The sequence below is a fragment of the Acidihalobacter sp. genome (assembly GCF_037381185.1).
GTDB lineage: Bacteria > Pseudomonadota > Gammaproteobacteria > DSM-5130 > Acidihalobacteraceae > Acidihalobacter_A.
The window spans coordinates 1-23,453 of sequence record NZ_JARRQY010000085.1; the positions used below are offsets into that span (position 1 = coordinate 1).

The 23,453-nt window shown below is 64.3% G+C and carries 27 protein-coding genes; 16 read left to right on the forward strand and 11 right to left on the reverse strand.

Features of this window, described 5'->3' with window-relative positions:
• Nucleotides 1–759 precede the first annotated feature (759 nt).
• The 3 genes from P8014_RS19360 to P8014_RS19370 are packed head-to-tail and all read left to right on the forward strand — an operon-like array spanning nt 760 to nt 4,095.
• Nucleotides 760–1,785 (forward strand): glycosyltransferase family 2 protein, encoded by a 1,026-nt coding sequence (locus P8014_RS19360; RefSeq protein WP_337818970.1) that lies wholly within the window; start codon nt 760–762, stop codon nt 1,783–1,785.
• Nucleotides 1,782–3,341, forward strand: coding sequence for a glycosyltransferase family 39 protein (locus P8014_RS19365; RefSeq protein WP_337818971.1), 1,560 nt, complete (start codon nt 1,782–1,784; stop codon nt 3,339–3,341). Before P8014_RS19360 ends, P8014_RS19365 begins: the two co-directional genes overlap by 4 nt.
• Complete coding sequence (locus P8014_RS19370; protein WP_337818972.1) at nt 3,334–4,095, forward strand: phosphatase PAP2 family protein; 762 nt, start codon at nt 3,334–3,336, stop codon at nt 4,093–4,095. Before P8014_RS19365 ends, P8014_RS19370 begins: the two co-directional genes overlap by 8 nt.
• Before the next feature lie 716 nt (nt 4,096–4,811).
• Here P8014_RS19370 and P8014_RS19375 read toward each other — a convergent pair.
• The 4 genes from P8014_RS19375 to P8014_RS19390 all read right to left on the reverse strand — a co-directional run bounded on the left by P8014_RS19375 (nt 4,812) and on the right by P8014_RS19390 (nt 7,905).
• Complete coding sequence (locus P8014_RS19375; protein ID WP_337818973.1) at nt 4,812–6,080, reverse strand: MFS transporter; 1,269 nt, start codon at nt 6,078–6,080, stop codon at nt 4,812–4,814.
• 206 nt (nt 6,081–6,286) lie between these two features.
• Complete coding sequence (locus P8014_RS19380) at nt 6,287–6,931, reverse strand: DsbA family protein (RefSeq protein ID WP_337818974.1); 645 nt, start codon at nt 6,929–6,931, stop codon at nt 6,287–6,289.
• A gap of 4 nt (nt 6,932–6,935) precedes the next feature.
• The gene (locus tag P8014_RS19385; RefSeq protein ID WP_337818975.1) at nt 6,936–7,259 is read right to left on the reverse strand and encodes a DUF4156 domain-containing protein; all 324 of its coding nucleotides are present in this window, start codon (nt 7,257–7,259) and stop codon (nt 6,936–6,938) included.
• A 55-nt stretch (nt 7,260–7,314) separates the two neighbouring features.
• Nucleotides 7,315–7,905, reverse strand: a complete 591-nt coding sequence (locus P8014_RS19390) for a hypothetical protein (protein ID WP_337818976.1) — start codon at nt 7,903–7,905, stop codon at nt 7,315–7,317.
• A 39-nt stretch (nt 7,906–7,944) separates the two neighbouring features.
• Between P8014_RS19390 and P8014_RS19395 the strand changes: the two genes are divergently transcribed.
• The 9 genes from P8014_RS19395 (at nt 7,945) to P8014_RS19435 (ending at nt 13,130) form a co-directional block, all read left to right on the forward strand.
• Nucleotides 7,945–8,499, forward strand: a complete 555-nt coding sequence (locus P8014_RS19395; protein ID WP_337818977.1) for a glycine zipper 2TM domain-containing protein — start codon at nt 7,945–7,947, stop codon at nt 8,497–8,499.
• A gap of 66 nt (nt 8,500–8,565) precedes the next feature.
• Nucleotides 8,566–8,835, forward strand: coding sequence for a PepSY domain-containing protein (locus P8014_RS19400; protein ID WP_337818978.1), 270 nt, complete (start codon nt 8,566–8,568; stop codon nt 8,833–8,835).
• 4 nt (nt 8,836–8,839) lie between these two features.
• Nucleotides 8,840–9,535 (forward strand): response regulator transcription factor, encoded by a 696-nt coding sequence (locus tag P8014_RS19405; RefSeq protein WP_337818979.1) that lies wholly within the window; start codon nt 8,840–8,842, stop codon nt 9,533–9,535.
• Entirely contained in the window at nt 9,522–10,034 is a 513-nt protein-coding gene (locus P8014_RS19410; protein WP_337818980.1) for a hypothetical protein, read from the forward strand. Before P8014_RS19405 ends, P8014_RS19410 begins: the two co-directional genes overlap by 14 nt.
• 190 nt (nt 10,035–10,224) lie before the next feature.
• Entirely contained in the window at nt 10,225–10,722 is a 498-nt protein-coding gene (locus P8014_RS19415; RefSeq protein WP_337818996.1) for an ATP-binding protein, read from the forward strand.
• 126 nt (nt 10,723–10,848) lie between these two features.
• On the forward strand, nt 10,849–11,445 hold the full coding sequence (locus tag P8014_RS19420; RefSeq protein ID WP_337818981.1) for a hypothetical protein: 597 nt from the start codon (nt 10,849–10,851) through the stop codon (nt 11,443–11,445).
• 8 nt (nt 11,446–11,453) lie between these two features.
• A complete protein-coding gene (locus P8014_RS19425) occupies nt 11,454–12,314 on the forward strand; it encodes a dihydrofolate reductase family protein (protein ID WP_337818982.1) in 861 nt (286 codons plus the stop codon).
• Between the two features lie 72 nt (nt 12,315–12,386).
• Nucleotides 12,387–12,827: a rhodanese-like domain-containing protein gene (locus P8014_RS19430; RefSeq protein WP_337818983.1), complete on the forward strand. Its 441-nt coding sequence runs from the start codon at nt 12,387–12,389 to the stop codon at nt 12,825–12,827.
• A 45-nt stretch (nt 12,828–12,872) separates the two neighbouring features.
• Complete coding sequence (locus tag P8014_RS19435) at nt 12,873–13,130, forward strand: hypothetical protein (protein ID WP_337818984.1); 258 nt, start codon at nt 12,873–12,875, stop codon at nt 13,128–13,130.
• A 50-nt stretch (nt 13,131–13,180) separates the two neighbouring features.
• Here the strand turns inward: P8014_RS19435 and P8014_RS19440 are convergent, their stop codons facing one another.
• The 5 genes from P8014_RS19440 to P8014_RS19460 all read right to left on the reverse strand — a co-directional run bounded on the left by P8014_RS19440 (nt 13,181) and on the right by P8014_RS19460 (nt 17,012).
• Entirely contained in the window at nt 13,181–14,062 is an 882-nt protein-coding gene (locus P8014_RS19440) for a Dyp-type peroxidase (protein ID WP_337818985.1), read from the reverse strand.
• 34 nt (nt 14,063–14,096) lie between these two features.
• Nucleotides 14,097–14,972 carry a phospholipase A gene (locus tag P8014_RS19445; RefSeq protein ID WP_337818986.1) on the reverse strand — a complete coding sequence of 292 codons (876 nt, stop codon included), beginning with the start codon at nt 14,970–14,972 and terminating at the stop codon, nt 14,097–14,099.
• 197 nt (nt 14,973–15,169) lie between these two features.
• Nucleotides 15,170–15,487 (reverse strand): VOC family protein, encoded by a 318-nt coding sequence (locus P8014_RS19450; RefSeq protein ID WP_337818987.1) that lies wholly within the window; start codon nt 15,485–15,487, stop codon nt 15,170–15,172.
• Nucleotides 15,484–15,948, reverse strand: coding sequence for a YiiD C-terminal domain-containing protein (locus P8014_RS19455; protein WP_337818988.1), 465 nt, complete (start codon nt 15,946–15,948; stop codon nt 15,484–15,486). The genes P8014_RS19450 and P8014_RS19455 overlap by 4 nt, the downstream gene beginning before the upstream one ends.
• Before the next feature lie 65 nt (nt 15,949–16,013).
• Nucleotides 16,014–17,012 carry an NAD(P)H-quinone oxidoreductase gene (locus tag P8014_RS19460; RefSeq protein ID WP_337818989.1) on the reverse strand — a complete coding sequence of 333 codons (999 nt, stop codon included), beginning with the start codon at nt 17,010–17,012 and terminating at the stop codon, nt 16,014–16,016.
• Nucleotides 17,013–17,238: 226 nt separating this feature from the next.
• Here P8014_RS19460 and P8014_RS19465 point away from each other — a divergent pair, with 226 nt between their 5' ends.
• Nucleotides 17,239–17,976: a YceI family protein gene (locus P8014_RS19465; RefSeq protein ID WP_337818990.1), complete on the forward strand. Its 738-nt coding sequence runs from the start codon at nt 17,239–17,241 to the stop codon at nt 17,974–17,976.
• Between the two features lie 113 nt (nt 17,977–18,089).
• Nucleotides 18,090–18,482: a disulfide bond formation protein B gene (locus P8014_RS19470; protein WP_337818991.1), complete on the forward strand. Its 393-nt coding sequence runs from the start codon at nt 18,090–18,092 to the stop codon at nt 18,480–18,482.
• 111 nt (nt 18,483–18,593) lie between these two features.
• On the opposite strand, the gene P8014_RS19475 is transcribed toward P8014_RS19470, so the two are convergent.
• Nucleotides 18,594–18,686 (reverse strand): PEP-CTERM sorting domain-containing protein, encoded by a 93-nt coding sequence (locus tag P8014_RS19475; RefSeq protein WP_337818992.1) that lies wholly within the window; start codon nt 18,684–18,686, stop codon nt 18,594–18,596.
• Nucleotides 18,687–18,895: 209 nt separating this feature from the next.
• A complete protein-coding gene (locus tag P8014_RS19480) occupies nt 18,896–19,201 on the reverse strand; it encodes a hypothetical protein (RefSeq protein ID WP_337818993.1) in 306 nt (101 codons plus the stop codon).
• 325 nt (nt 19,202–19,526) lie between these two features.
• On the opposite strand from P8014_RS19480, the gene mrdA reads away from it, so the two are divergent.
• Both mrdA and rodA read left to right on the forward strand, forming a co-directional pair.
• The gene (mrdA, locus tag P8014_RS19485; protein ID WP_337818994.1) at nt 19,527–21,503 is read left to right on the forward strand and encodes a penicillin-binding protein 2; all 1,977 of its coding nucleotides are present in this window, start codon (nt 19,527–19,529) and stop codon (nt 21,501–21,503) included.
• A 34-nt stretch (nt 21,504–21,537) separates the two neighbouring features.
• Nucleotides 21,538–22,662, forward strand: coding sequence for a rod shape-determining protein RodA (rodA, locus tag P8014_RS19490; protein ID WP_337818995.1), 1,125 nt, complete (start codon nt 21,538–21,540; stop codon nt 22,660–22,662).
• Nucleotides 22,663–23,453 lie beyond the last annotated feature (791 nt).

Sequence of the window (23,453 nt, forward strand, 5' to 3'; positions counted from 1 at the left end):
AACGTACCCAAGCCACTGAACTACGAATCGGAAACGTAGGTTGGGGTAAGCGAAGCGCACCCCAACGCGGACGGCGCAGCTCATGTTGGGGTTCGTTGCACTCACCCCCAACCTACGGCCGCCGTGTTTTGACGTTCGTTCCCCCCTGATCGCTTGCTTCGCGAACGTGCGCCTGGGCTGCTTGGCCGGCAGGGATGCCGGCCAAGCAGCCCTTCGCAGGGAAGCGAATGGCTGCGAGCCCCGATCAGGCGTGCGTTCGCGAGGTTGCCCGATAGGGACAAGCGATCCTGGGGGGGCGTTTCTTTCGCCGGTTTCTTTACGCACTCAAAGAAAAAATCGTCGGGAACGATTTTTCGCGCAAGCCCCGAAGGGGTGAGGCGCAGGGATGCGCCGAACAAATCGGCTCGGGCGCGTCACCTCGGTTGATCTGAGCCCAAAACGTCGAATCGCGCCCGAAACAGGAAGCCAAAGTCAGCAAACACGCCGTCTTTAACCACACAAAGTCAAAACCACAAACGCTGATTCGCGCCCGAAACAGCCCACTTCGGCCAGCAAGTGCGTGCCGCAGGATCAAAAACAACCCGCAGCTGATTCACGCCGGAAACGAACCGCAAGTGTCGAAGAAAGGTCTCTCAGCGATATAGTGCAGTAGGCTTATCCGTGGCCGAAACACCGCGCAACAACCCCTGACCGCACCCTGTCGGGCACCTCGTAAATGCTACAATCGCCACCCTCGCGCGAGTGGTTGGAGGATAGCCGGTGAACAGTACCGGAGAGCAGCAACAGGGACGTCGCCTTTCGGTGGTGGTGCCGATGTACAACGAGGCGGACAACGTGGAGCCGTTCCTGGAACGGGTGCACGAAGGGCTGCGCGACTATGGCGCCCCGTGGGAGGTGATCATGGTCGACGACGGTTCGCGCGATGAGACTGCGCGCCGTCTGCATGCCGAGGCCGCACGCTTCGGCGATCATGTTCGCGTGGTCGAACTGATGCGTAATTTCGGCCAGACCGCGGCCATGCAGGCCGGGCTCGACGCAGCGCGCGGCGAGGTGATCGCCACCCTGGATGGCGACCTGCAGAACGATCCGGCGGACATTCCCGCCATGGTCGAGCGTCTGTATGCCGACGAGCTGGACCTTGTGGCCGGCTGGCGTCGCAACCGTCAGGACGCGCTGGTCATGCGCAAGATCCCTTCGCGCATCGCCAACCGCCTGATCGCGCGCACTACCGGCGTGCATCTGCACGACTACGGCTGCAGCCTCAAGGTCTACCGTGCCAGTGTGATCAAGCGCGTGCGTCTGTACGGCGAGATGCACCGCTTCATCCCAGCCTGGATGGCGATGGCGACCTCGCCGGCGCGCATCGGCGAGATGGTGGTCAACCACAACGCGCGCGTCCACGGCGAATCCAAGTACGGCATCTCGCGCACCTTCCGCGTGGTGCTGGATTTGTTCGCGGTGGCCTTCTTCATGCGCTACCGTGCTCGTCCGATGCATTTCTTTGGCTCCATCGGCTTGGCTGCCGGAGGCATCGGCGGGCTGATTTTGTTCTATCTGGGGGTGCTCAAGTTCGCTTTCGGTGAATCGATCGGCACGCGTCCGCTGCTGCTGGTCGGGGTGGTGCTGGTGATCGCCGCGCTGCAGTTCCTCACCACCGGCGTGCTCGCCGAGCTGATGGCGCGCACCTATTTCGAATCCACACAGCGACCACCCTATCTGGTGCGTGAGGCCGCCAGGCCGCCGCCCAGCACGGAGGAGGGGTGGTACGACGGGGAAACCGCGTGAGTCCGCAGCAGGGCTTGTCTGCACGCGCGTGGCCTTGGTTGCTGGCGGCGGCCATCCTCATTGCCTTCTTCCTGCATCTGCAGGGCATCCCGCTGTTCGACCTCGACGAAGGCGCGTTCAGCGAGGCGACGCGCGAGATGTTCACGCGCCACGATTTCCTTACCACCTATCTCAACGGTGAGCCGCGCTTCGCCAAGCCGATCCTGATCTACTGGCTGCAGGCAGCCAGCGTCTCCGTGTTCGGTGTGCACACCTTCGCGTTCCGCCTGCCGTCCTCGCTGGCGGCCACCGCCTGGGTGCTGGCGGTATTTGCCTTCGTGCGCCCGCGCCTGGGCCGTGAGGCGGCCTTTGCCGCCGCACTGGTCACGGTCTGCAGCCTGGGTGTGGCGGTGATCGGGCGCGCGGCGATCGCCGATGCGCTGCTCAATCTGTTCATCGCCCTGGCGCTGTTCGACGTTTATCGCTATTACGAGACCGGCCGCGCCGCGCCGCGCAATCGCGTGTTCCTGTGGATGGCTCTGGGCTTTCTGACCAAGGGGCCGATCGCCATGCTGGCGGTGCCGGTGAGCCTGTTGTTCTTCGCCGCGCGCAAGGACTGGAAGGCGTGGTTGCGAGCCGCCTTCAGCCCGGTGGGCTGGGCGATATTCGTGGCCGTCGCCGCGCCCTGGTACGTCGCCGAATACATGCACCAGGGACAGGCGTTCATCGACGGTTTCTTCCTCAAGAACAACATCGGCCGCTACTCCAGTTCCATGGAGCACCACGGCGGCGACGTGTTCTATTACGCGCTCGCCACGCTGTTGGTGACGCTGCCGTTCAGCGGCTGGGTGATCCGTACGCTGGAGCGCCTGCGCATCGTGCGCAGCGAACCGCTGGACCAGTTCCTGTGGATCTGGTTCGGGTTCGTGCTGCTGTTCTTCACCTTTTCCGCCACCAAGTTGCCGCATTACATGCTCTACGGCTGCACGCCGCTGTTCGTGTTGCTGGCGCGCTACCGCGAGCAGCTGCGTTCGCGCTGGCTGGCGCTGCTGCCGGCGCTGGGTTTCGTCGGTCTGGTGCTGGCGCTGCCGATCCTGGCCAAGCATTTGGCCGACCGTGCGCCGAACGGCTATTACCGCATGGTGTTGGAGCAGGGTCCGCAGGTGTTCGGTGTCGCCTATTACGTCGTGCCCGTATTGGCCTTCGTTGCGATCTGCGTGTTGCTGTTCCGGCCGCGCTGGCCAGTGTGGCAGCGTACCCTGATTGCGGGCGTATTGAGCATTCTGGTGTTGATGCAGTCGCTGATGCCGGCGCTCGGTGCCTTGCAGCAGCAGCCGGTCAAGGACGCCGCGCTGCTGGCGAAGAAGCTCGGCGGACCGGCGGTGATGTGGGATCTCGATATGCCGAGCTTCTCGGTGTACCGTCAGGCGGTGACGCCGCAGATACCACCCAAACCGGGCGATCTGGTGTTCACCCGTGCCGATCATCTCGATCGCCTGGCCAAGCTTGGGCATTACAAGGTGCTGTACGAGCACGGCGGCATCGTGCTTGCGCGTTTTCTGGGACCGCATGCCTGAAGCTGCAGGACGCTCCGGCGCCTGGCGTTGGGGGCCGCCCGCGGTGGCCTTGCTGCTGGCGATTGCGGTGGCGCTGAGCGGCGGCAATGTCGCGCTGTTTCACTGGTTCAACAGTGGGTCGGTATGGAGCGGCGATGCGCTCTGGGCTGACTTCACCGTGCTTGGCGATACGGTGTTCGTGTTCGCTCTGCTCCTGCCCTGGGCGCCGCGCCGCCCGGACATCGTTTTCGCCGCCTTCATCGCCGCCGTACCGGCGACCTTGTGGGTGGACGTGCTCAAGCCGCTGATCGATTCGCCGCGCCCCGCGGCGGTGCTGCCGCTTTCGACGCTGCACATCATCGGTCCCGAACTGACCGCGCGTTCGTTCCCCTCCGGGCACACCACCGCGATCTTCACCCTGGCTGGTGTGATTGCGCTGAGTCTGGCGCGCAGCCGCTGGCGCTGGCTGTTGCTGGCAGCGGCGGCGCTGGTCGGTGTCTCGCGTTGCGCGGTTGGTGCGCATTGGCCGCTGGATGTGTTGGCCGGGGCGTTTGGAGGGTGGCTGTCGGCCTGGGCCGGTGTGGCGCTGGCGCGCCGTTGGCACGCGGTCGGGGCGCGGCCTCGTGTGCGGGCGACGCTGATGGTTCTGTGCCTTGTCGCCTGTCTGAGTCTGTTCGGATTCGATGGAGGCTACGCGCTGGCGCAGTGGTGGGCGCGGGGTTTGGCTATGGGGTTGTTGCTGTTTTTTGTTGTTGAATTGTTGCGTCGGGATTGAGTGTTTCATTGCGCGCTGTGGCTTGTTTCGTGCGCGAATCAGCGTTTCCAGTATTGATCTTACTTGGGTGACGCGCCCGAGCCTCTTTCTTTGCATGCCCAAAGAAAGAGGCGAAAGAAAGGCACCCGAAAGGCCTTGTCCCTGACGGGCAGACCTCAAGCGCACACCCCGTCGCGGGGCACCGCAGGCACTTGCCCTCCTGGCAAGGCCTGCGCGGGCGGCTTCCCTGCCGCCCGACCCCGCGCCGGGGCGCACGCTCGAGGCAAGGCCTAACGGGAATCACACGTCAAAACAGGACGTATCCCAAACGTTTGGTTTACTACCAAGCAAACTCAGAACGATTTCGCTTCGGACTCGCCTTGTGTTGACGTTCGGTCCCCCTTGATCGCTTGCCTCGCGAACGTGCGCCTGGGCGGGGATGGCCGGCAGGACGCCGGCCAAGCGGCCCTTCGCCCGGATGGCGAATGGCTGCGGCCCCGTTCAGGCGTGCGTTCGCGAGGTTGCCCGTCAGGGACAAGCGATCCTGGGGGGGCGTTTCTTTCGCCGGTTTCTTTGCGCACTCAAAGAAATCGGCTCGGGCGCGTCACCTCGATTGATCTGAGCCCAAAGCGTCGAATCGCGTCCGAAACAAGCCTCCAAAGCCAGGAAATACACTGCCTTCAACCACCGCTAATTCGCTCCCGAACCGGGCCCGGTCCCAGGCAACATCGCCCCCCCTACGCCGCATCCTCTCGAACTTCGCCCTCATCCGCAGCCGCTTCCTGCGCTTCCGGATGCGACAGATCGATGGCCGCCTGCGAGGTGCGCACCATCAGCACGAACTCGCCCTGTTCTTCGAGAGGCGTCGGTTCGGTGACCCGGCTGCGGTGCAGGCCGAACAGGCCGAGCAAGGCGAGCGCCGCGGCGAAGTAGATGAACAGGCTGACGGGACCGAAGCGAGTCATCAACTGACCGCCGACCATGGGCCCGATCACCGCGCCTACGCCGTAGATCAACAGCAGGCCACTCGAGGCTTCGAGCATGTCTTCGACGCGGATCTGGTCGTTCATGTGCGCGACGCTGATGCCATAGAGCGTGAAGGCAACGCCACCGTAGAGGAAGCTCAGCGCCAGCAATACCGGGAGCGGCAGATGCGTCGCCACGGTGATGCTGGCGGCGAGCAGGGCGCCGGCGGCGCAGACTGCGAGCATCACGTTGCGTCGGTCGAAACGGTCGGAGAACTTGCCTATCGGCCATTGCAGCAGAGCGCCGCCGGCAATGGTGGCGCCCATGAACGCGGCAATGTGGAACGGAGACAGACCCAGCGCTTTGGCGAATACCGCGCCTAGGCCCCAGAATGCACCGCTGGTCAGGCCGGCGATCAGGGTGCCGAACGTACCGAGCGGCGAGAAGCCGATCAGCTGACGCAGATGCAGGGTTGGCGTTTCCACCGGCGTGGGTTGCTGTACACGGGTTAGCGCGATCGGCACCAGGCCCATCGAAAACAATATGGAGACCAGCGCGAACAGTGCGAAGCCCTGAGCCGAACTAAGCATGAGCAGAAACTGCCCTAGGCTCATGGCGAGCAGGCTGAGTGTTACGTAGACGGCGAACAGGCTGCCGCGTTGGCTGTTGTCGACTGCGGTGTTGAGCCAGCTTTCCATGGTCATGTAGAGACCGACCATCATGATGCCATTGATCAATCGTAGGGCGCCCCAGAACCAAGCGTCCAGCCATAGCGCGTGGCTCACCGCGACGGCTGCCGAAATCGCGGCGAAGGCGGTGAAGGCGCGGATATGCCCGACGCGGCGGATGATCGCTGGACACCAGTAGGTGCCGATGACGAAGCCGGCGAAATACGCGGCCATGATCAGGCCGATAGTGCCGCTGGACATGCCTGCGGCCTGGGCGCGCACGCCGAGCAGGGTGGACAGCAGGCCGACCCCGATCAGCAGTACCGTCATGCCGGACAGCAGGGTGAACAATGATGTGACGAGCCGCAGCACGGGCTGACTCCTTGCAAGGCGCAGCGACAGTGAATGTACTCACCCCGAGAAAGGGGTGTCCTGATAACGGTTTGAGGGGCCGAGGCGCAGCCGGAGTCCCGGGACCGGGTAGGCGCGGATGCTAGCAAAGGCCGCGGCGTGTTTATAGAGGGTAAATGCGCCAGCCGACGAACGGACGTCGAGTGGCCCCGAAAGGCCTGAATCGTTCAGCCTGGCGGACTGTTTTCGGCTGCGCTCAGCTCCACGGCGGCAGCGCGCAGCGTGTCGAGGTTCTGCACGCCGGCCAGCGTGCGCTGCCCGAATACGAAGGTCGGCACTCCGCTGACGCCGGCTGCAGCGGCGAAGGCCCCGTAGCGCGCCATGCGTGCATCCACGGTGGGGTGCTCGCTCCAGGCCTGGTCGGGGAGGTTCTCCGGCAGCTCGCATTCGGCGGCGATCTTGCGCAGCACGCCGTCGTCGCCGATGTCGCGCCCGTCGATGAAGTAGGCGTGCAGCAAGGCGCGATGGAGCCGATAGAACGGTTCGCGGCCGAGATCCTTGGCCGCTTCCGCCATGCGCAGCGCATGGCGGGTATTGGGAACCAGGTGGCGTGGGGCGAGTGTAAGACCGTTGGCGGCGGCCAGTGCGGCCAGCGATTCATCCAATGCCGGGCGATGTTCGGCGCTGTAGTCGAGATCGTCAGGAGTGATGCCTGCAGGCGGCGTGTCCGGGTGGATCTCGACGAAGCACCAGTTCACCCGTAAGTCGTAGCTGTTCTCCAGGCGCAGCAGGCGTTCGCTGCCGATGAAGCAGAACGGACAAACGTAGTCCATGAACACGCTGATGCGCAGCTGGGGCCGTTCGTCAGACATGGTTTCAGGGGTTGATGCAGCGGTACATACGGAAGGTTTGTGAGCCGTCTTGCGGCCGACCGACCGGGACGATGGTGTCGCCGTTGACGCTCTGCAGGGCGTTGCGGGCCAGGTTTTGCAGATCGCGTTCGACGTCGCGCTGCGGGCGGGGTATGCCGATCACTTTAGCCGCCACCTGCGCGGTGGTGGTGCCTAGCGGCTTGCAACTGCCGACCTGGTTTGCGTTCAGTATGCGGGCTTGCTCGCCGTAGGGCGTTAGTTTGGTCCAGGTGCAGCCGGCAGCGGTGGCGGCCAGCAGGACGGGGACGATCAGGCGGTGGAGTTTCATGAACGCATCTCCGGAGGAATCGTTGATGGGGTGGCGATAGTGTACTTCGGCCGTGCTAACGCCGTTTGAACAGTTGCGACAGCCAGCTCCCACCTTGCTGCGGTGGTTCGGGTGGGAGGTTGTTCAGGGTTTCCCGCAGGCGGTCGAGTTCCGCGAACAGGGTCGCTTCGGCCCCCGGCTCGCGTAACGCGAGCTGCAGGCGTTCGATGCGCTGTGCGGCCCACATGCCTTGGTAGCGAGCCTCGTCTGAGGCTTCCAGCGCCGGGACGAGCACTAGGAAATGTGCCCCCGGCGTGAAGGCGTTGAATTCGACCACCAGAAAGCTGGCGAACAGCACGACGGCGTATTCGCGGCTGTAGTCGGCACCGTCGTGGCGGGCGACGAATACGCCGTCCTCCTCGAAAAACACCTGGGCCGACGCGCAGATCAGATCGTGTTCGCCATGCCGGCTTTGGCGCATGCGGTAATCGCCGACATAGTCCGCGATGCGCATGCCGTCGAGCAGCACGAACGGCGCCCTGCACAGGGCATCCAGTGTACTGCGGCCGGCGATGGCCGGTTCGAGCGTGGAAGAGGGCAGGCGGGGAATCATGTCGATGGGGGCGTTCAGCAATCGTTCAGGGCTGGAGTCGTAGGCTGTTTCCACGGTCTGGAGAAGACCGCTTACGGCTTGGAGGAAAAGACAATGAACGTAAAGCATAGCTTGGTTGCAGTCGGTGTCGCGAGTGCTCTGTTGGCCGCCCCCCTGGCGCAGGCCGGTGGCTGGAGCGAGGTCAGCTATGCCAATGCGCGCGTGGTGGGCGTCGAACCGATCACGCAGACGGTGCAGATGCGCGGCCCGGCCGAACGGACCTGCTGGACCGAAACCCGTACGCGTCAGGTCACGCGCCCGCAGTATGATTCCGGCGCAGTTGGCAACACCATCATCGGCGCGGTCATCGGCGGCGTTATCGGCCACCAGTTCGGTCGCGACGGACGCTATACGGCCTCTACCGCAGCCGGAGCGTTGCTCGGCGGTGCGATAGGCAACAACCTTTCGCAGCGCGGAGCGCAGACCTATACGGGCAGCGAGCCGGTGCAGCGCTGCGAAGTGCGCCACAGTCGGCGTACCGTGCAACAGGTGGTGGCCTACCGCGTGAGTTACCGCTACCGCGGGCAGGTATACACGACGCGCATGCCTTATGAGCCCGGGCGATTCATCCGGGTGCGCGTCAGCGAACGCGTGACTCCGGTACACTAGGGAATTCCTAAATTCTCCTGGCCGAGATCTCCCATGCTGCGCGTGCCGTCTATCGCCTTGTTGTTGATGATCACCTCGCTCGCGGCGCAGGCGGGGCCGGTACCCGCAGCCGTTTATGGTGCTACGCCACAGGTGGCGCGCTTTGAATCCGTCGCTCGACGCGGCGGTGGTATCGGGCCGGGTGAGGCGGCGCACGTCGCTCGCGCGGCCTATGGCGGCCGCGTACTGGCGGTGCATTCGGTCGAGGGCGGTGCGGTTTATCGAGTGCGGTTGCTGGTCGGCGGGCAGGTGCGAGTGGTGCTGGTGGACGCCCGCAGCGGCCGGGTCTTGCGCTAACGCCATGCGTATCCTGGTGATCGAGGACGATGATGACCTGCGCGGGCAGATGACCACCTTGCTGCAGGGGCAGGGAATGGTGGTGGATGCCGCGGCTGACGGTCGCGAGGGTCTGTACCAGGCCACCGAATATCCCATCGATCTGGCCATCGTCGATCTCGGTCTGCCGCTGCTGGACGGCGTCGAAGTGGTACGCGGCCTGCGTGCCGCGGGCAGGAGTGTGCCAGTGTTGGTGCTGACTGCACGTGGGCGTTGGCAGGACAAGGTTGCAGGCCTGGAAGCAGGCGCGGACGATTATCTGGTCAAACCGGTGCATCCCGAGGAGCTGCTGGCGCGCGTGCGCGCGCTGCTGCGGCGCTCCGGCGGCTGGGCACAGCCGCGCCTGGTCTGCGGGCCCATCGCGCTGGACCAGGGCTCGCAGCAGGTGACGCTGAACGAGGAACCGGTCGATCTCACCGCTTACGAATACCGTGTGCTCGAATACCTGATGCTGCGCGCCGGTGAGATCGTGTCCAAGGCCGCGCTCACCGAGCATATCTATGCCGAGGACGACGAGCGTGACAGCAACGTCATCGAGGTGTTCATCCGTCGCCTGCGGCGCAAGCTGGACCCGGACGAAACCCTGCAGCCTATCGAGACCCTGCGCGGCCGGGGCTATCGCCTCAATCTCGAGCGCCGGCCGGACGATGCCCTCGCTTAAGCGCCGCTTGCTGTTGGCTGCCGGGGCAGTGCTGGCGGTGTTCGTGATCTCGACTGGCGTGGCGCTGGACCGCGCTTTCGTCGCCGCGGTCGGGCAGGCCGAGCAGGATAAGCTGCGTGGTCTGGTCTACGCGCTGCTGGGCGCAGTGAACATTACTGCGAAGCAGGTTTCTCTGAACGTTGCCCAGCTGGGCGATCCGCGCCTGCAGCAGCCGGGCTCCGGCCTGTACGCGTTGATCGCGGATGCCCGTGGGCGTGTGATGTGGCGTTCCCCGTCGCTGCTCGAGGCGCCATCGTCTCCGGCGCACATGCCCGTTGCGGGGCAGTGGCGCTATGGGCGCAGCACCCTGGGGCTGGCTGGGTGGTGCCGCGGTCTTGCTGCTCGCCGCGCTGCTCGGCGTGTTGCAGTGGGGGCTGAGGCCGCTGCGCGCGGTTTCCGCCGAGCTGGAGCGTATCGAACGTGGCGAGGTGGAGCGTCTGGAGGGCGAGCATCCGCGTGAACTGCGCCCGCTGGTGGGCGGCCTCAACGCGCTGCTCGCGCATGAGCGCGCCCGGCGCGAACGTACCCGCCACGCCCTGGACGATCTCGCTCACAGTCTCAAGACGCCGCTGGCCGTGCTGCGCGGCTTGCGCGAGGACGAGGGGTTGGGCGGACGGGCGGCGACGACGGTGGCCGAGCAGGTTGGGCGCATGGACCAGATCGTCGCCTTCCAGCTCGAACGGGCGGTTGGCGCCGGGCCGCAGGGCCTGCTGCCGCCGTTGCCTTTGGCGCCCACGATCGATCGCCTGCTGCCGGCGCTGGAACGCGTCTATGGCGCTCGCGGCATCTATCTGCGCGCCGACGTGACTCAGGGGTTGAGCGCGCGTATCGACGAACATCAATTCATGGAGTTGGCCGGCAACCTGCTCGACAACGCGGCGAAATGGGCGCGTGTGCGCGTGCGCCTGGGTGTGCGCCGCGATGCCGAAGGTCTACTGTTATGGGTTGAGGACGACGGGCCGGGCATCGACGAGGCCGATGCCGAGCGTCTGCAGGCCCGTGGCGCACGCGCTGATACGCAGAATCCGGGGCAGGGTATCGGGCTGGCGGTGGTGGCGCAGATCGCCGCCGATTACGGCGGCGGGGTTCGGGTCGCGCGCTCGGAACTTGGCGGGGCGCTGGTCGAGGTGCGCTTGCGCACGGCCTGAGCGCGTCTGTTTCCAAACAACGACGCTTGACAGTTCAGTGGGGCGGCCTGTTAGGGTGCGTCCTTCATCGGGGGAGGCGCGGTCACGTGGCCCGTCGCTCAATATGCGGTACTTTGGAGAACCACCATGAAGTCCATTTCGTCGAATCACATCCGCTTCGTCCGCGTTGCGGGCCTGCTTTCTCTGTTGGCGTTCATTGCGATGCCGCTTCGTGCCATGGCCGCGCAGCCGGTTCAGCCGAGTGCCCAGACCTCCGCGCCGAACAACGGCTCGGCCAACATGCGCGAGCTGCAGCAGAAGTACATGCAGGTGCGTGGCCAGCTGACCCAGATCGAAGCCAAGGCGATCAAGAGCGAGCCCGAGCTGATCAAGAAGCGCCAGGCCTTCCGCGAACAGCTCATCGGTGTCATGAAGAAGAATGGCGACGATCCTCAGAAGATGATCGACTCACTCAAGACCATCGGCCAGCAGATGAAGGACAAGAAGCTGTCCGACAGCAAGCGTAGCGAACTGCTGGGCAAGGCGCGCCAGACGCAGATGGGTCTGATCGCGGCCGAGCGCAAGGCCATGCAGGATCCCAAGCTGATGGCTGCGCGCAAGGAGCTGCGGACGGCGACCATGGCGGCCATGCGCAAGATCGACCCCAAGACCGACAAGCTGCTGGGCGAGATGCGCTCCATCGAGCAGCAGGTCATCAAGGCCCACAGCGGCGCCGGCCAGTAAGTCTGTCGATGACGGGCGCCGCCGGACGTGCCGGCGTCCTGCCTCTCTACCCGCAGCCGGGCCCCGAGCGCCCGCTGCGGGGTCTCTATCTGGATCACGACCTGCGCGGCTCCGGCGGGGGGCTGATCTACGCCAATTTCATTTCCAGCTTAGACGGGCGCGTCGCGTTGCCGAATACACGCGGTGTATTCGGTGTGCCGGCCGCGATCGCCAATCCGCGCGACTGGTGGCTGTTCCAGGAACTGGCCATCCAGGCCGACTCGGTGCTGGTCAGCGGCCGTTATCTGCGTGCCCGTGCGCGCGGCGAGGTGCAGGACCTGTTCGCTGCCTTCCATGACCCGCGTTACTCGGAATTGCGCGCATGGCGGGAGGCGCAGGGCCTGTCTGCCTGGCCGCGGGTGGTGGTGCTGAGCCGGGCGGTCGATTTCGCACCGCCCGCGGGCATCGAGGCGTCACGGCTGCTCGTGTTGACGGGGGCCTCGGGTGCGGTGTCGGCCGGTGCGCAGCGCTTGCGTGTGGCGGGTGCGGCAGTGATCGCGGCCGGTCCGGAAAACGATATCGATGCCCGCCGGGTCCGCGGAGTGCTGAGCGAGGCCGGATGTGGCTTGGTCTACGCCGTGGGCGGTCCGCAGGTGCTGCACCTGCTGGCCTCAGGCGGCGCGCTCGATCGGCTGTATTTGAGTCTGGCGCCGCAGTTGCTCGGTGGCGAGCGCCTGTCGACCCTGGTCGAAGGGGATGCATTTGAACCGGCGCCGGTACTGAGACTGCATTCGCTCTATTATGATCAGACGACACACGGCGCCGGAGCCGGGCAATTATTCGCCTGCTACGCCGTCGGGGAGGCGGAGGATGTTCGCGAGCGAGGCTGACGGCGTGAGTTCAACGATGCGGATATGGGGGGTAGGGCGCGGGGGCAGACGGTGTCGCGAGTCGGTGCAAGCTTGAGCGATCTGGTCGGTGAAGCCCAGGCGTCGACGCGCTGTGTCGACCTGCAGCGCCTGCTGGCCTGGATGAAAACGCACGAGCCTCTGTTGCTGGTGGACGTGCGTGAACCCGATGAGTTTTGCGCCGGACACATACCCGGGGCCTTGTCGATTCCGCGCGGTCTGCTCGAACCGGCTGCCGATCGTGAGTACGCCGCGCGCGATCCTGAGCTGGCGGATGCGCGCTGGCGGCGCGTGGTGCTGTATTGCGATTGCCCGACCGGGGCACGCGCGGCGTTCGCCGCCGAGGTTCTGCAGCGCATGGGCTTTCAGCACGTGTTCTACCTCGCCGGAGGCATCGGCATGTGGCAGGCCGAGGGGCTGCCGATGGAGCTGCGCGAGGACGCTTCGCGTTGCTATCGTCGCCGGGGGCGCTTGTCAGGCGATGTAGTCGGATGAATATAATCGGCTTCCGATTTTTCACATCTATCCGGTGAGGTGACGATGAGCCAGGCCAGCGCTCCCGCGTATCCCAAGCATGTAACCTATAACTTCGCCCAGTGGGGCAGCGATCAGCCTGTACGGCTGAGCTACGACGGTCAGCCGTATTTCGGCTATCTGCGTGCGCCGGCGGATACGGCGCCGTATCGCGTGCTGCTGACGGAGCGCGTCGATAACGGCGCCAGCCGGCGCATCGCTCCGCGCGAGGTCGAGCTGCAGGGGCTTGACGACGTGCGCTTCATGCACGTTCACGGGCACTGATTCGCCGCTGCGTGCGCCGCGGGGCGGCGCACGCAGCGGTTATGGTTCGTTCAGATCCCGAGTGCCGAGAAATCGAGGCGCCCGTCGCGCATGGGGGGGCACCAGAAATAGGCGCCGGTACGCGGCCGAGTGAAGCGGAACAGTCCGTCTGCGATGCCGTCCTCGACGCCGGCCATGCGGTCGAGCGCGGCCTGGAAGGCATGCAGTGAATGGCCGAAGGCCACGAATATGAAACCGCCCTGTTCGCCGTGGCTCCACGGCATCGAACGGCGCAACATGAACGCTTCCGGTTCGAAGCTCTCTTGCGCGGTGCGCTTGACGTGTGCGTAGGCCGGTGCTTCCTCCATCTCTTCGTTGTCGCTGAGGCGGCGGCCGATGATGTCGTCCTGCTCCTCGCGCGAGTAGGTGTCCAACTGGTCGAAATCGTGTTCCCACATCTGCACCGCGACGAAGCTCGAGTCGGTCGGTGCGGCCTCGTCGGCGCCGGTCAGGGCGACCGCGCGGGCTTCGTCGCCCTCGGGGTTCTCGGTGCCGTCGATGTAACCGCTCAGGTCGCGCCCTTCGTCGTACTTGAAACCGTCAGCCGAATGAATCATGCGGAAAGCGTCGGATAGGGCAATCTCGATGCGCCGGCTCAGATGGAACAATTCGCCGCGGTCCTCGCCACGCAGCCAGCACCACAGGGCGGCCGGTGTGGAGGGGATGTCGAAGCCGACGCAGGCGCGCGCCGGCAGGATCGTGAGCCCAGGGATCTCGGCTCCCAGGGCCAGGGTCAGCGACTGGCCGATGCCGATCACGACCTCGTGGCCGTCGGCGATTTCCTGCAGGGCCTCCAGGCTCTCGCGCGCCGTTTCGGACTCGGCGAGTTCGAAGCTCAGATAACGCGCCAGCTTGGGCAGCGGCGCGAGAATTCCGGTCTGTTCGTTGCTCATGTCTCTCCTCGTTAGGGGGTATGTTCCGGGCGTATCACATCCAGTCGCTGAGGATAACGCCTACGCCGATGCGGTTGACCATGCGGTTATAGTCGATGAGGCTTTCGCCGTAGCCGTTGAACCACTGCACGTAGCCCTGCAGGCCGGAGAACATGGGGAAGCGATAGCTCAGCTCGAAGGCGCCGCGGTTGTCCGTGGCGCTGAGATTGTTGCGCAGCATGAGGCTGAGGCCCGAGAGGCCGTAGTTGCGGTACAGGCGCAGCTCGAAGTGTCCCATGTAGTGCTCGATGTCGGGATTGTCGTCGCCGGCGGGGTCGCTCGGCGAGTTCTTGCGCTTCTCGGGGAAACGCCACCAGGGTTTGAAGTCTATATAGGTGTTCTGTCCGGCGCTGAACAACATGTCCACGTAAGCCCGATTCCAGCTGCGCGAACGTGTGCCCGCCTGCCCGTTGGATTGGTGTACCAGGCCGAACGTGAGCATGCGGCCGTGAAGCCCGCCGGGCAGCGGGAGGTCGCTGTACCAGCGCCACATCAGCTCGGGTTCGTAGTTGGTTTCGCGAAACGGCGACGATTCGCCGCGGTTGTAGGCCTGCCAGAACGAGCGCTGGGTGTAGCCGATGAAGAAGGCGCCGTTGCCGTTGATCAGGCCGCGTGTGATCTGAGACTGCAGGCTGAGCTGAAAGGCGACCTCGGTGTGACTCCAGTGTTTGACGCTGTCGGTGGTGAAGGTGTCCGCGCCGGCGAAGTTGTAGGTCAGCGGCATCAGGTAGTTGGCGCGAAAGGGCGTGATGCGGAACAGGGGGTTGACCGCCAGTTGGGCGATGCTCAGATTGGGGTGTAGCAGTCCCATTTCCTGGGCTTGCGCGGCCGCAGGGGAGAAAGCCGCCAGGTAAAGGGCGCAGGCAGTCATGAGGCCGCATATCCTGGCGATGAAGCGGGGCATGGCGTGGTCTTCCGTGAGTCGAATGTCGAACCGTCCATGGGCTGTGCGGCCATGATAGCCGAGTCCACAGCCAAGCGTCTTGCGCTTCAGCGTGTCCAGGCCGAATTCTGCAAGACGACGCGGTAGCCGTCCAGATCCTCGAAGGTGCGGCCGCTGCGGTCCCACTAGGGGTTGTAGGCCGGCACCTGGAGAAATCCCGCCTCTAGCCTGCGCGCGCAGGTCGCCCGCCAGGGGTGTGGGTCGGGTTCGTAGAACACCAGAAGATGATCGCTGTTCGGCGCACGTTCCACACAGTGTCCGCGTTGGGAGGTGAATTCGATGTGATAGGGATGGCTGGGATGGCCGAGGATGATGCCGTCGAAGCCGTCGTGGTCCTCGAAGCCGCCCAGGCGCTGGAAGCCGAGCCCGTGGGCGTACATTTCGGCGATCGCCGGCAACGGGTCCGTAGGGCGTGCGATGCGCAGGATGCGGGTCGGGCTCATGTCGGCTCCCTTTCGGTCCCGGGGTTCATGGCGACGAATTCGCCGCTCATTTCGCCGGCCTTGCGGCCGTCGTAGAAGAGTTCGGCGGTGAGGGTGATGCGCGCACGACGCCGGCGTTCCAGCGTCCGCATGAAGCGGTCCCAGGCAGCGGGTTCCGGGGGCAGGGTGACGGCGGTGAAAGTGCCCGAGATGGGGCGGTCGTAGCGCATGGTGTTGGCGTGGATGACCACGCGTCCGTCCAGGTCGAGCGCCTGAAGCCGGACGTGGAGCAGCGCCCAGGCCGAGAGCACGGCGACCGCACACGCGCTGCCGCCGAACACCGTGTCGTGGTGATTGATGTTGGGGCCCAGCGGTGCGGCCAGCCGCACACCGGCCGGTTCGGCCTCCAGTACCTCGACCTGCATGGCCCGGGTGAGCGGGATGTGTTGATACAGGTAATCCTGCAACGCGTCTGTGTTCACGATGTTCCTCCGTGGGCCTCGGCAGCCGCATTTACGCCCACCCGATGGCTGGCAACCAAGTGTCGTCAGTCGCGGACACGCAGCACGATCTTGCCGATATGTCGGCTGCTCTGCATGAGGCGGTGTGCGGCGGCGGCCTCGGCCAGCGGATAGGTGGCATGGATGTGGCTGCGGATGCGCCCGTCGGCGAGCGCCGGCCACACGCGTTCGAGCAGCGCGTCGCGGATCGCGGCTTTCTCCGCGCGCGTGCGCGGGCGCATGGTGGAGCCGGTCAGCGTGAGCCGCTTTACCATGATCGGCCGCAGGTCGATTTCGCTGCGATTGCCGCCCAGGAAGGCGATGAAGACCAAGCGCCCGTCGCGTCGCAGCAGGTCGAGGTTTCGCTGCAGGTATTTCGCTCCGACCATGTCGAGGATGACGTCGACGCCTTCGTCTCCGGTCGCCTCTCCCAGGACCGACGCGAAGTCCTCCTGATGGTAGTTGACGGCCAGTTCGGCGCCCAGGCGGCGGCAGAAATCGGCCTTTTCGGCGGTGCCGACCGTGGTGAACACGCGACAACCGAACAGGCTGCCGAGCTGGATCGCCGCCAGGCCGATGCCGGACGAGCCGCCGTGCACCAGCAGCCGCTCGCCTTGGCCGAGCCGGCCCTGGCCAACCAGATTGGCCCAGACGGTGAACCAATTCTCCGGCAGGCCGGCGGCTTCGGCCAGACTCAGGCCGGATGGTACGGGCAGCGTATGCTCGGCCGGGGCGGTGCAGTAGCCGGCGTAGCCTCCGCCGGGAACCAGGGCGGTGACTTCGTCGCCGATTTGCCAGCCCTGTACGCCCTCGCCGAGGGCGGCGACGTAGCCGGCGACCTCCAGCCCGAGTATCGGGGAGGCGTCGGGCGGCGGAGGGTAGAGGCCGGCGCGTTGCAGCAGATCCGGACGGTTGACCCCCGCGTAGTGCACTTCGATCAGGAGGTCGCCCGGCGCGGGTCGGGGAATCGGGGCCGTGTCCAGCTTCATGGTGTCGGGGTCGGCAGAGGGTGTGAAGCTGATATGGCGCATGCGGTCGGGAGTCATGGGCTTTCCTTGTCTCCATGCTGATAGCGGTGGCGTTGCGGGCATAATGCCGTCAGAACCGGTTTCTTCAAACTGGTCATACATCAGTGACTATGCCGTCATGAACCGCGTGTGCGAAAGTCATTTCGTATCTGGGCAGGCATGCGTCGGGCCCGAGCTGTCTGGATGTCCGGTCGGCAGAAGTGTCGGCCTGTTGAAACTTTGCACCGACAGGGGGGAGGGTTAAATGCCGACCATTCATCCTTTGGGCATGAAGCGTGTTCCGTTCCTGGCCGGCTTGTTCGTCATTGCTCTGCTGGGCGGTTGTGCGGGTGTGCCGGCCACCGCCCCGGCGCAAGGTGGCGGAACATTGGCGGCGGCTCCGGCGTTGCCCCGGCAGGGCGCCACGGACTATCACGTCGTGCGGGCCGATTCGCAGTTGCGCCTGCGCGTCTACCGCGCTGGTCCCCTGGCGGCGCTCGGCCACAATCACGTGATCAGTACCTCCGACATCGGGGGCGTCGTGTACGTGCAGCCGAAACTTGAACGCTCCGGTTTCGAGTTGTATGTGCCGCTCAAGAGCTTCGTGATCGACAAGGCGGCGCTGCGTGCTCAGGAAGGGAAGGGCTTCGAGGCCGAGCCGAGTGTGTCGGCGCGCGAGGGCACCCGCGCGCGCATGCTGGGCAGCGCCGTGCTCGATGCCGCCAAGTATCCCGTTATGACGCTGCGCTCGCTCGGGATGGTAGGGCCGCCCTGGTATCCGCGCATTGCGGTGCGCGTGACGCTGCACGGAACCAGCCATGACTATGTCGTGCCCCCGGCGCTGTTTCACGCACCGCACGGCCGCCTGGTCGCCACCGGCGGCCTGATCCTGAAACAGAGCGATTTCGGTATCAAGCCGTTCGGCATCCTGAACGGCGGCTTGCGCGTGCGCGACAGCGTGGACGTCAGTTTCCATTTGGTGCTGGCCCCGCCGGGCAACTGATATTCGCTTTGCCATCCGATGCGGCTCAGGTAGGCTGCGCCTTGTCCTTCGGTTGCTGATCGAGTGCCTGACACATGATGAAATTGCGGAGTGTCCACATTGGGCTATTGGGTGTGGCGAGCGCATGCGCGGCGCTGCTCATCGCGCTCTGGTGGCAGTATCACGACGGTTTGCAGCCGTGTTCTCTGTGTTGGGTCCAGCGTGGCGAGGTGCTGGCGATCCTGGCCGGGTTCGCGCTCTACGGTTGGCACCGCCGTGCCGGGGGCGCGTTGGCCCTGGCCGCAGCGATTGCCGGCCTGGCCACCGCTCTGCTGCAGTTGAGCGAGGTGCACGGCGCCGCGCCCGCCCTGGGCGTCTGCACGATTACCGCCTCCGGCGTGCCGTCCTGTGCCGTGGCAGGGGCTCATCGCATACTCGGCATCCGCCTGGTGGACTGGTCGCTGGCCGGCTTCGTGTTCTGGGTCGTGCTGGCGCTGGCGGCGCTGCGTTGGCGCGGGAGTCGTTGAGTCGGCAAGCGGATGCCGGCGTTTTGTGTTGGTTTGCCGGATATAAAGGTCCGCGGGTAAAAAAACGCCCCCTGACGGGGGCGGGGAATGGCTATGAAGCCTTGATGTGGTTCAGCTCTTGCGACTGCGCCGCTGATACAGTCCCAGTCCGCCCAGTAGGGCCAGTCCCAGAAACATCATCGGCAGTTCGGACGGCTCCGGCACGTTATGTGTCGGAGGAGGCGTGACTTCAGCGGCGGTGATCCAGCCGTCGCCGTCGCAGGGGGGCGGGCGCGGGCAACAGCAGCCAAAGCAGCAATTATGGGAAAGAAAGAGGTTGTTGAAATTGCTGTTGTCGGAGCTGATATTCTGGATATGCGCGGCCGAGGCGAAGCCGGCTTCGTTGGTGATCAGACTCAGCGGATCCGATGCGGTCAGTATGTAGGTCGCGCTGTCGCCGCCGTTGCCGCACGCGTCACCCGGATGTAGTCGTCCACCGTCATCACCGCCTCAGCCACTGGCGGCGGCTCGTTCACGAGGTCAAAACTCAACCGCGCTGAGCTAATGCCCTTGTAGCGGTCCGCCAACAGCTTGGCCGCGCCGGCCTCAGGGGCGTTCGGCTGGGCGCCGAGGCTGCTCTGGTTCAGGTATACGGTGTCGATCAGAGTCGCGTTCGCTGCGCTCCAACCAAAGATACCGATGCACAGCATGGCTGCAATGGCGAGGTTCTTGATTTTCATCTTTCGCTCCGAAATGTGCGCCGCGGTCGAGGTTTTTAGCCACTCCACGAGTTTTGGTGCGTTTTTATGTTTCTTTCGAGTATCTAAAGATTTTATAAGCAAAATGTTTTATAAGCAAAATGCGGGCCAATTTTATCGGCGGGACCGCCTTTTGTATGGATCGAGTTCATGTCGCTAGAAAGATGATCTGTAACATTATGATTAAATCGGAAATCATTACGCTCATATGGCGTGCCGATCGGCACGAATGGAACGTTGCGGGGAGTATTCGGTCAAAACGCGGGAACTTTCAGCGTTGACGTGACAACGGTAGATCCAAGGGCGAATGATAAACGGACGTGATCCCGTCGCCGATGCGGGCCAGCAGCGGCGGGTTTTTAATTTGAGGGCGGTGGCGATGGTGTTGTTCGTCATCGCCATGCTTGGCGTGGCGGTCTATCGTTTGGTGCAGCTGCAGGTCCTGGGCCACCGCAACTATGCGCAGGCTGCGCATGATAACCGTGTGCGCATCGAGCCCGTTGCACCGCCTCGGGGGTTGATCTACAGCCGCAACGGCAAACTGCTGGCGGAAAACATACCCAGCTACAACCTCGTGCTCGTACCCGCCGATGTGCACCATCTGCACAAGACGGTGCAGGAGCTGACGCAGTTGCTGCACATAGCGCCCGCCGACGTGCGCCATTTCGAGCAGTTGCGCCTTTCCACGCCTTCCTATCGTGCCGTGCCTCTGCTCACGCAACTCAGTCAGAGCCAGTTGGCGCGCTTTGCAGTCGAGAGCTACCGCTACCCCGGTGTGCATATCCAGGCCCGCCTGATCCGGCACTACCCCTATGGGCGTCTGACCGTGGATTCGGTCGGCTACGTTGGGCGGATCAATGCCGCCGAGCTGAGGCAGGTCAATGCCGACAACTACGCCGGTACCGACTATTTTGGCAAGCGAGGCCTCGAACTGGCATTCCAGCACCAGTTGCATGGCAAGGTCGGATACAAGGTCGTCAAGGTCGATGCCGCGGGGCGGCCGTTGGGAACTCTGCAAAGCCAGCTTCCGGTGCCGGGACGCGATCTGGTGCTGACGCTGGACATGGGATTGCAGCGGGTAGCGCAGAAGGCGATGAAGGGCTGGCAGGGCGCCGTCGTGGTGATGAATCCGCGCGACGGCGCAGTACTGGCCCTCGTTTCCAATCCGACTTTCGATCCCAACTGGTTCGTCAACGGCATTTCCGAGCAGCGCTACAGCAAGCTCCTCGGTAATCCGAGCAAGCCACTGTGGAACCGTGCGCTGGCCGCGGCCTATTCTCCGGGTTCGACGATCAAGCCATTCATCGCCCTGGGCGCGCTGCAAGCCCATGTCATTACGCCTCAGCAGCAGATCTACGCGGGGCCGTATTACATCATTCCTGGCGATCGTACCCGTCATAAGTTCTGGGATTGGACACCCTACGGCCATGGCATGACCGACCTGAAGAAGGCGATCGAGCAGTCGGTCGATACGTATTTCTATCCGGTGGCCTATGCGATGGGCATCCAGACCATCGACAAGACGCTGGCCAAGTTCGGCTTTGGCCAGTTGCCCGATCCGGGGTTGCCTGGCGAATCGGCGGGTGTGCTGCCGTCGCCGAAATGGAAGGAACACAGTCAGGGGCAGTCTTGGTATCCGGGCGACACGGTGCTCATGGGCATCGGTCAGGGCTACATGCAGACCACCCCGCTGCAGCTGGCGGAGGCGGTTTCCACCATTGCGATGCGAGGGCATGGCCACCAAGCGCATCTGCTGCGGGCCTGGCGGGCCACGCCGCAAGGGCCGTTACACTCCTTGGCGCCGAAAGCTCTGCCCGTGGCGCGTTTCGGTAACCCGAGCTTCTGGAGCGACGTGATCGCCGGTATGCACGCTGTGACCGCCTCCCCGTACGGGACTTCGTATCGGGCGTTCCACGGTTTTCCGCTGCCGGTGGCGGGCAAGACGGGAACCGCCCAGGTCTTCAGCTTTCACACCAATCCATTCGCCCATCGCGGCAAGATTCCGTTTCGCCTGCGCGACAACGCCTTGTTCGAGGGGTTCACGCCCATCGACAAGCCGCGCCTGGCGGTGGTCGTGGTAGTCGAACACGCCGGTGACAAACTCGGCCCGGCTTCCATCATCGCGCGCAAGGTGATGGATTACTGGTATACGCATCAGTCGCAGATCGACATGCCGCTGTCTCAGTTGGCCTTTCAGCCGATGAAGCCACGCAAGCACCACGGCAACTGCGGACCGCAGGGTGCTGCTCATTCACGAACCGCAGTTTGCCACGCGTTGAGCTAGGGCCTGCAGCTATGAACAGGCCCTAAGGAGTTTCATGAAAACACTCTCGGTTTCCAGCTCATTCTCGCGTTTCTTTGGCGTTTTGCTGCAGCGCATCTATCTGGATTGGCCGTTGTTTGCGGGGATCCTGTTGGTGTTCAGCGCGGGTGAGGCGGTGCTCTACAGCGCATCCGGGCCGGGTTTCGGGGTGGTTTGGCATCAGGGGGTGAAGTTCCTGATCGCGCTTGTCGTCATGCTGGCCGTTGCCCAGGTTCCACCCCGGCGCTGGCGTCAGTTGAGTCCGCCTATTTACGTCGGCGGTCTGTTGTTGCTGGTGGCGGTGTTAGGGCTGGGCCATGTAGGGCTCGGTGCACGGCGCTGGCTGGATTTCGGGCCGGTGCGCATTCAGCCTTCGGAATTCATGAAGCTTGCTCTGCCGATGATGCTGGCCTGGTTGTTCAGCCGTCAGCCATTGCCGATACGCTTCGGCATGCTGTTGCAGGCCGCTGTGCTGATGATCCTGCCCGTGCTGCTGATCGCCAAGGAGCCAGACATGGGAACCGCGGTTCTCATCGCCATGGGGGCGTTGGTGATCATCTTTCTCGCCGGGGCGCCGTTCCGTTTCCTGGTGTTGGGATTGGCTATCGGCGCATCGTTGCTGCCGCTGGTATGGCATTTCATGCACGGTTATCAGCGTGCGCGCATCCTGACCTTTCTCGATCCGCAGAGTGCACCGCTGGGAGCCGGATATCACATCATCCAGTCGATGATCGCGATCGGTTCGAGTGGGATGTACGGCCTCGGTTGGCCGCATGCACCGCAGGCGCAGCTGGGATTCCTGCCCGAGAGCCGCACCGACTTCATCTTTGCCGTGTTCGGCGAGGAGTTCGGGCTGCTCGGCAGCCTGGCACTGCTTGCGACCTACGTTTTCATCATTCTGCGCGGCCTGTACATCGCCTGGCGCGCCAGCGATAACTATTCGCGCCTGCTGGCCGGATGTCTGTCGCTGACTTTTGCCATCGATGTGTTCATCAACATCGACATGACCATGGGGTTGCTACCCGTGGTTGGCGTGCCGCTGCCCCTCATGAGCTACGGCGGAACGTCATTGGTAAGCATGGGGGCGACCATGGGGTTACTGCAGAGCATTGCGCGGCATAAGCCGCTTGTTTCTGCCTGAGTTCGCGCTTGAGGTGTGGTGACGTGGGCGATTCGCTTGTCTTGAGGCCGCGTATCCGCCGACGCTAAGGTTCTTTTCGGGCGTGAATCAGCGACCGGTGTTTTTGTCTTGCGCGACTGAAAGCGGCGTACTTGTTGGCCGTGCGGGTCTGTTTAGGACGCGATTCGACGTTTGGGGCTCAGATTAATCGAGGTGACGCGTCCGAGCCGATTTGTTCGACGCATCCCTGCGCCTCACCCCTTCGGGGCTGGCGCGAAAAATCCCTCCCGGTGCTTTTTTCTTTGAAATGCGCAAAGAAACCAGCGAAAGAAACGCACCCCTAAAGCACTCTGCACCTGTGCCATTCACGGCTGCAGCGACACCAGGCTGTTTCGCCACAAGGCGCATCGCGCAGGGAAGGCTCATTGCCTTCACAAGCGGAGCAACACCGGGGCGGGACAGCCTGGAGACGTCCTTCGGGTGGGCTGGTGTGCGCCCAGGGCGGCGTTGCGGCGCTTGCCAAGGGCTCGGGCCATTGTCTTCGCACCGCGCCTTGCCCTGAACACACACCAGCCCACTGCAGTCGCGAATGGCACAGGCGCAGAGTGCTGTGCTTGTCCCTGCGGGCAACCTCGCGAACGCACCCCTGAACGGGGCCCGCAGTCATTCGCCATCCCCGCCCAGGCGCACGTCCGCGAGGCAAGCGATCAAGGGGGATCGAACGTCAAAACACGGCTGCCGTAGGTTGGGGGTGAGTGCAACGAACCCCAACATGAGCTGCGCCGTCCGCGTTGGGGTGCGCTTCGCTTACC

Coding starts and splice junctions, on each gene's coding strand:
- P8014_RS19370 (WP_337818972.1), top strand. CDS start 3,334: ATGCCTGAAGCTGCAGGACGCTCCGGCGCCTGGCGTTGGGGGCCGCCC.
- P8014_RS19380 (WP_337818974.1), bottom strand. CDS start 6,931: ATGTCTGACGAACGGCCCCAGCTGCGCATCAGCGTGTTCATGGACTAC.
- P8014_RS19385 (WP_337818975.1), bottom strand. CDS start 7,259: ATGAAACTCCACCGCCTGATCGTCCCCGTCCTGCTGGCCGCCACCGCT.
- P8014_RS19395 (WP_337818977.1), top strand. CDS start 7,945: ATGAACGTAAAGCATAGCTTGGTTGCAGTCGGTGTCGCGAGTGCTCTG.
- P8014_RS19400 (WP_337818978.1), top strand. CDS start 8,566: ATGATCACCTCGCTCGCGGCGCAGGCGGGGCCGGTACCCGCAGCCGTT.
- P8014_RS19405 (WP_337818979.1), top strand. CDS start 8,840: ATGCGTATCCTGGTGATCGAGGACGATGATGACCTGCGCGGGCAGATG.
- P8014_RS19410 (WP_337818980.1), top strand. CDS start 9,522: ATGCCCTCGCTTAAGCGCCGCTTGCTGTTGGCTGCCGGGGCAGTGCTG.
- P8014_RS19415 (WP_337818996.1), top strand. CDS start 10,225: ATGGACCAGATCGTCGCCTTCCAGCTCGAACGGGCGGTTGGCGCCGGG.
- P8014_RS19420 (WP_337818981.1), top strand. CDS start 10,849: ATGAAGTCCATTTCGTCGAATCACATCCGCTTCGTCCGCGTTGCGGGC.
- P8014_RS19425 (WP_337818982.1), top strand. CDS start 11,454: ATGACGGGCGCCGCCGGACGTGCCGGCGTCCTGCCTCTCTACCCGCAG.
- P8014_RS19435 (WP_337818984.1), top strand. CDS start 12,873: ATGAGCCAGGCCAGCGCTCCCGCGTATCCCAAGCATGTAACCTATAAC.
- P8014_RS19440 (WP_337818985.1), bottom strand. CDS start 14,062: ATGAGCAACGAACAGACCGGAATTCTCGCGCCGCTGCCCAAGCTGGCG.
- P8014_RS19445 (WP_337818986.1), bottom strand. CDS start 14,972: ATGACTGCCTGCGCCCTTTACCTGGCGGCTTTCTCCCCTGCGGCCGCG.
- P8014_RS19450 (WP_337818987.1), bottom strand. CDS start 15,487: ATGAGCCCGACCCGCATCCTGCGCATCGCACGCCCTACGGACCCGTTG.
- P8014_RS19460 (WP_337818989.1), bottom strand. CDS start 17,012: ATGACTCCCGACCGCATGCGCCATATCAGCTTCACACCCTCTGCCGAC.
- P8014_RS19465 (WP_337818990.1), top strand. CDS start 17,239: ATGCCGACCATTCATCCTTTGGGCATGAAGCGTGTTCCGTTCCTGGCC.
- P8014_RS19480 (WP_337818993.1), bottom strand. CDS start 19,201: ATGAAAATCAAGAACCTCGCCATTGCAGCCATGCTGTGCATCGGTATC.
- mrdA (WP_337818994.1), top strand. CDS start 19,527: ATGATAAACGGACGTGATCCCGTCGCCGATGCGGGCCAGCAGCGGCGG.
- rodA (WP_337818995.1), top strand. CDS start 21,538: ATGAAAACACTCTCGGTTTCCAGCTCATTCTCGCGTTTCTTTGGCGTT.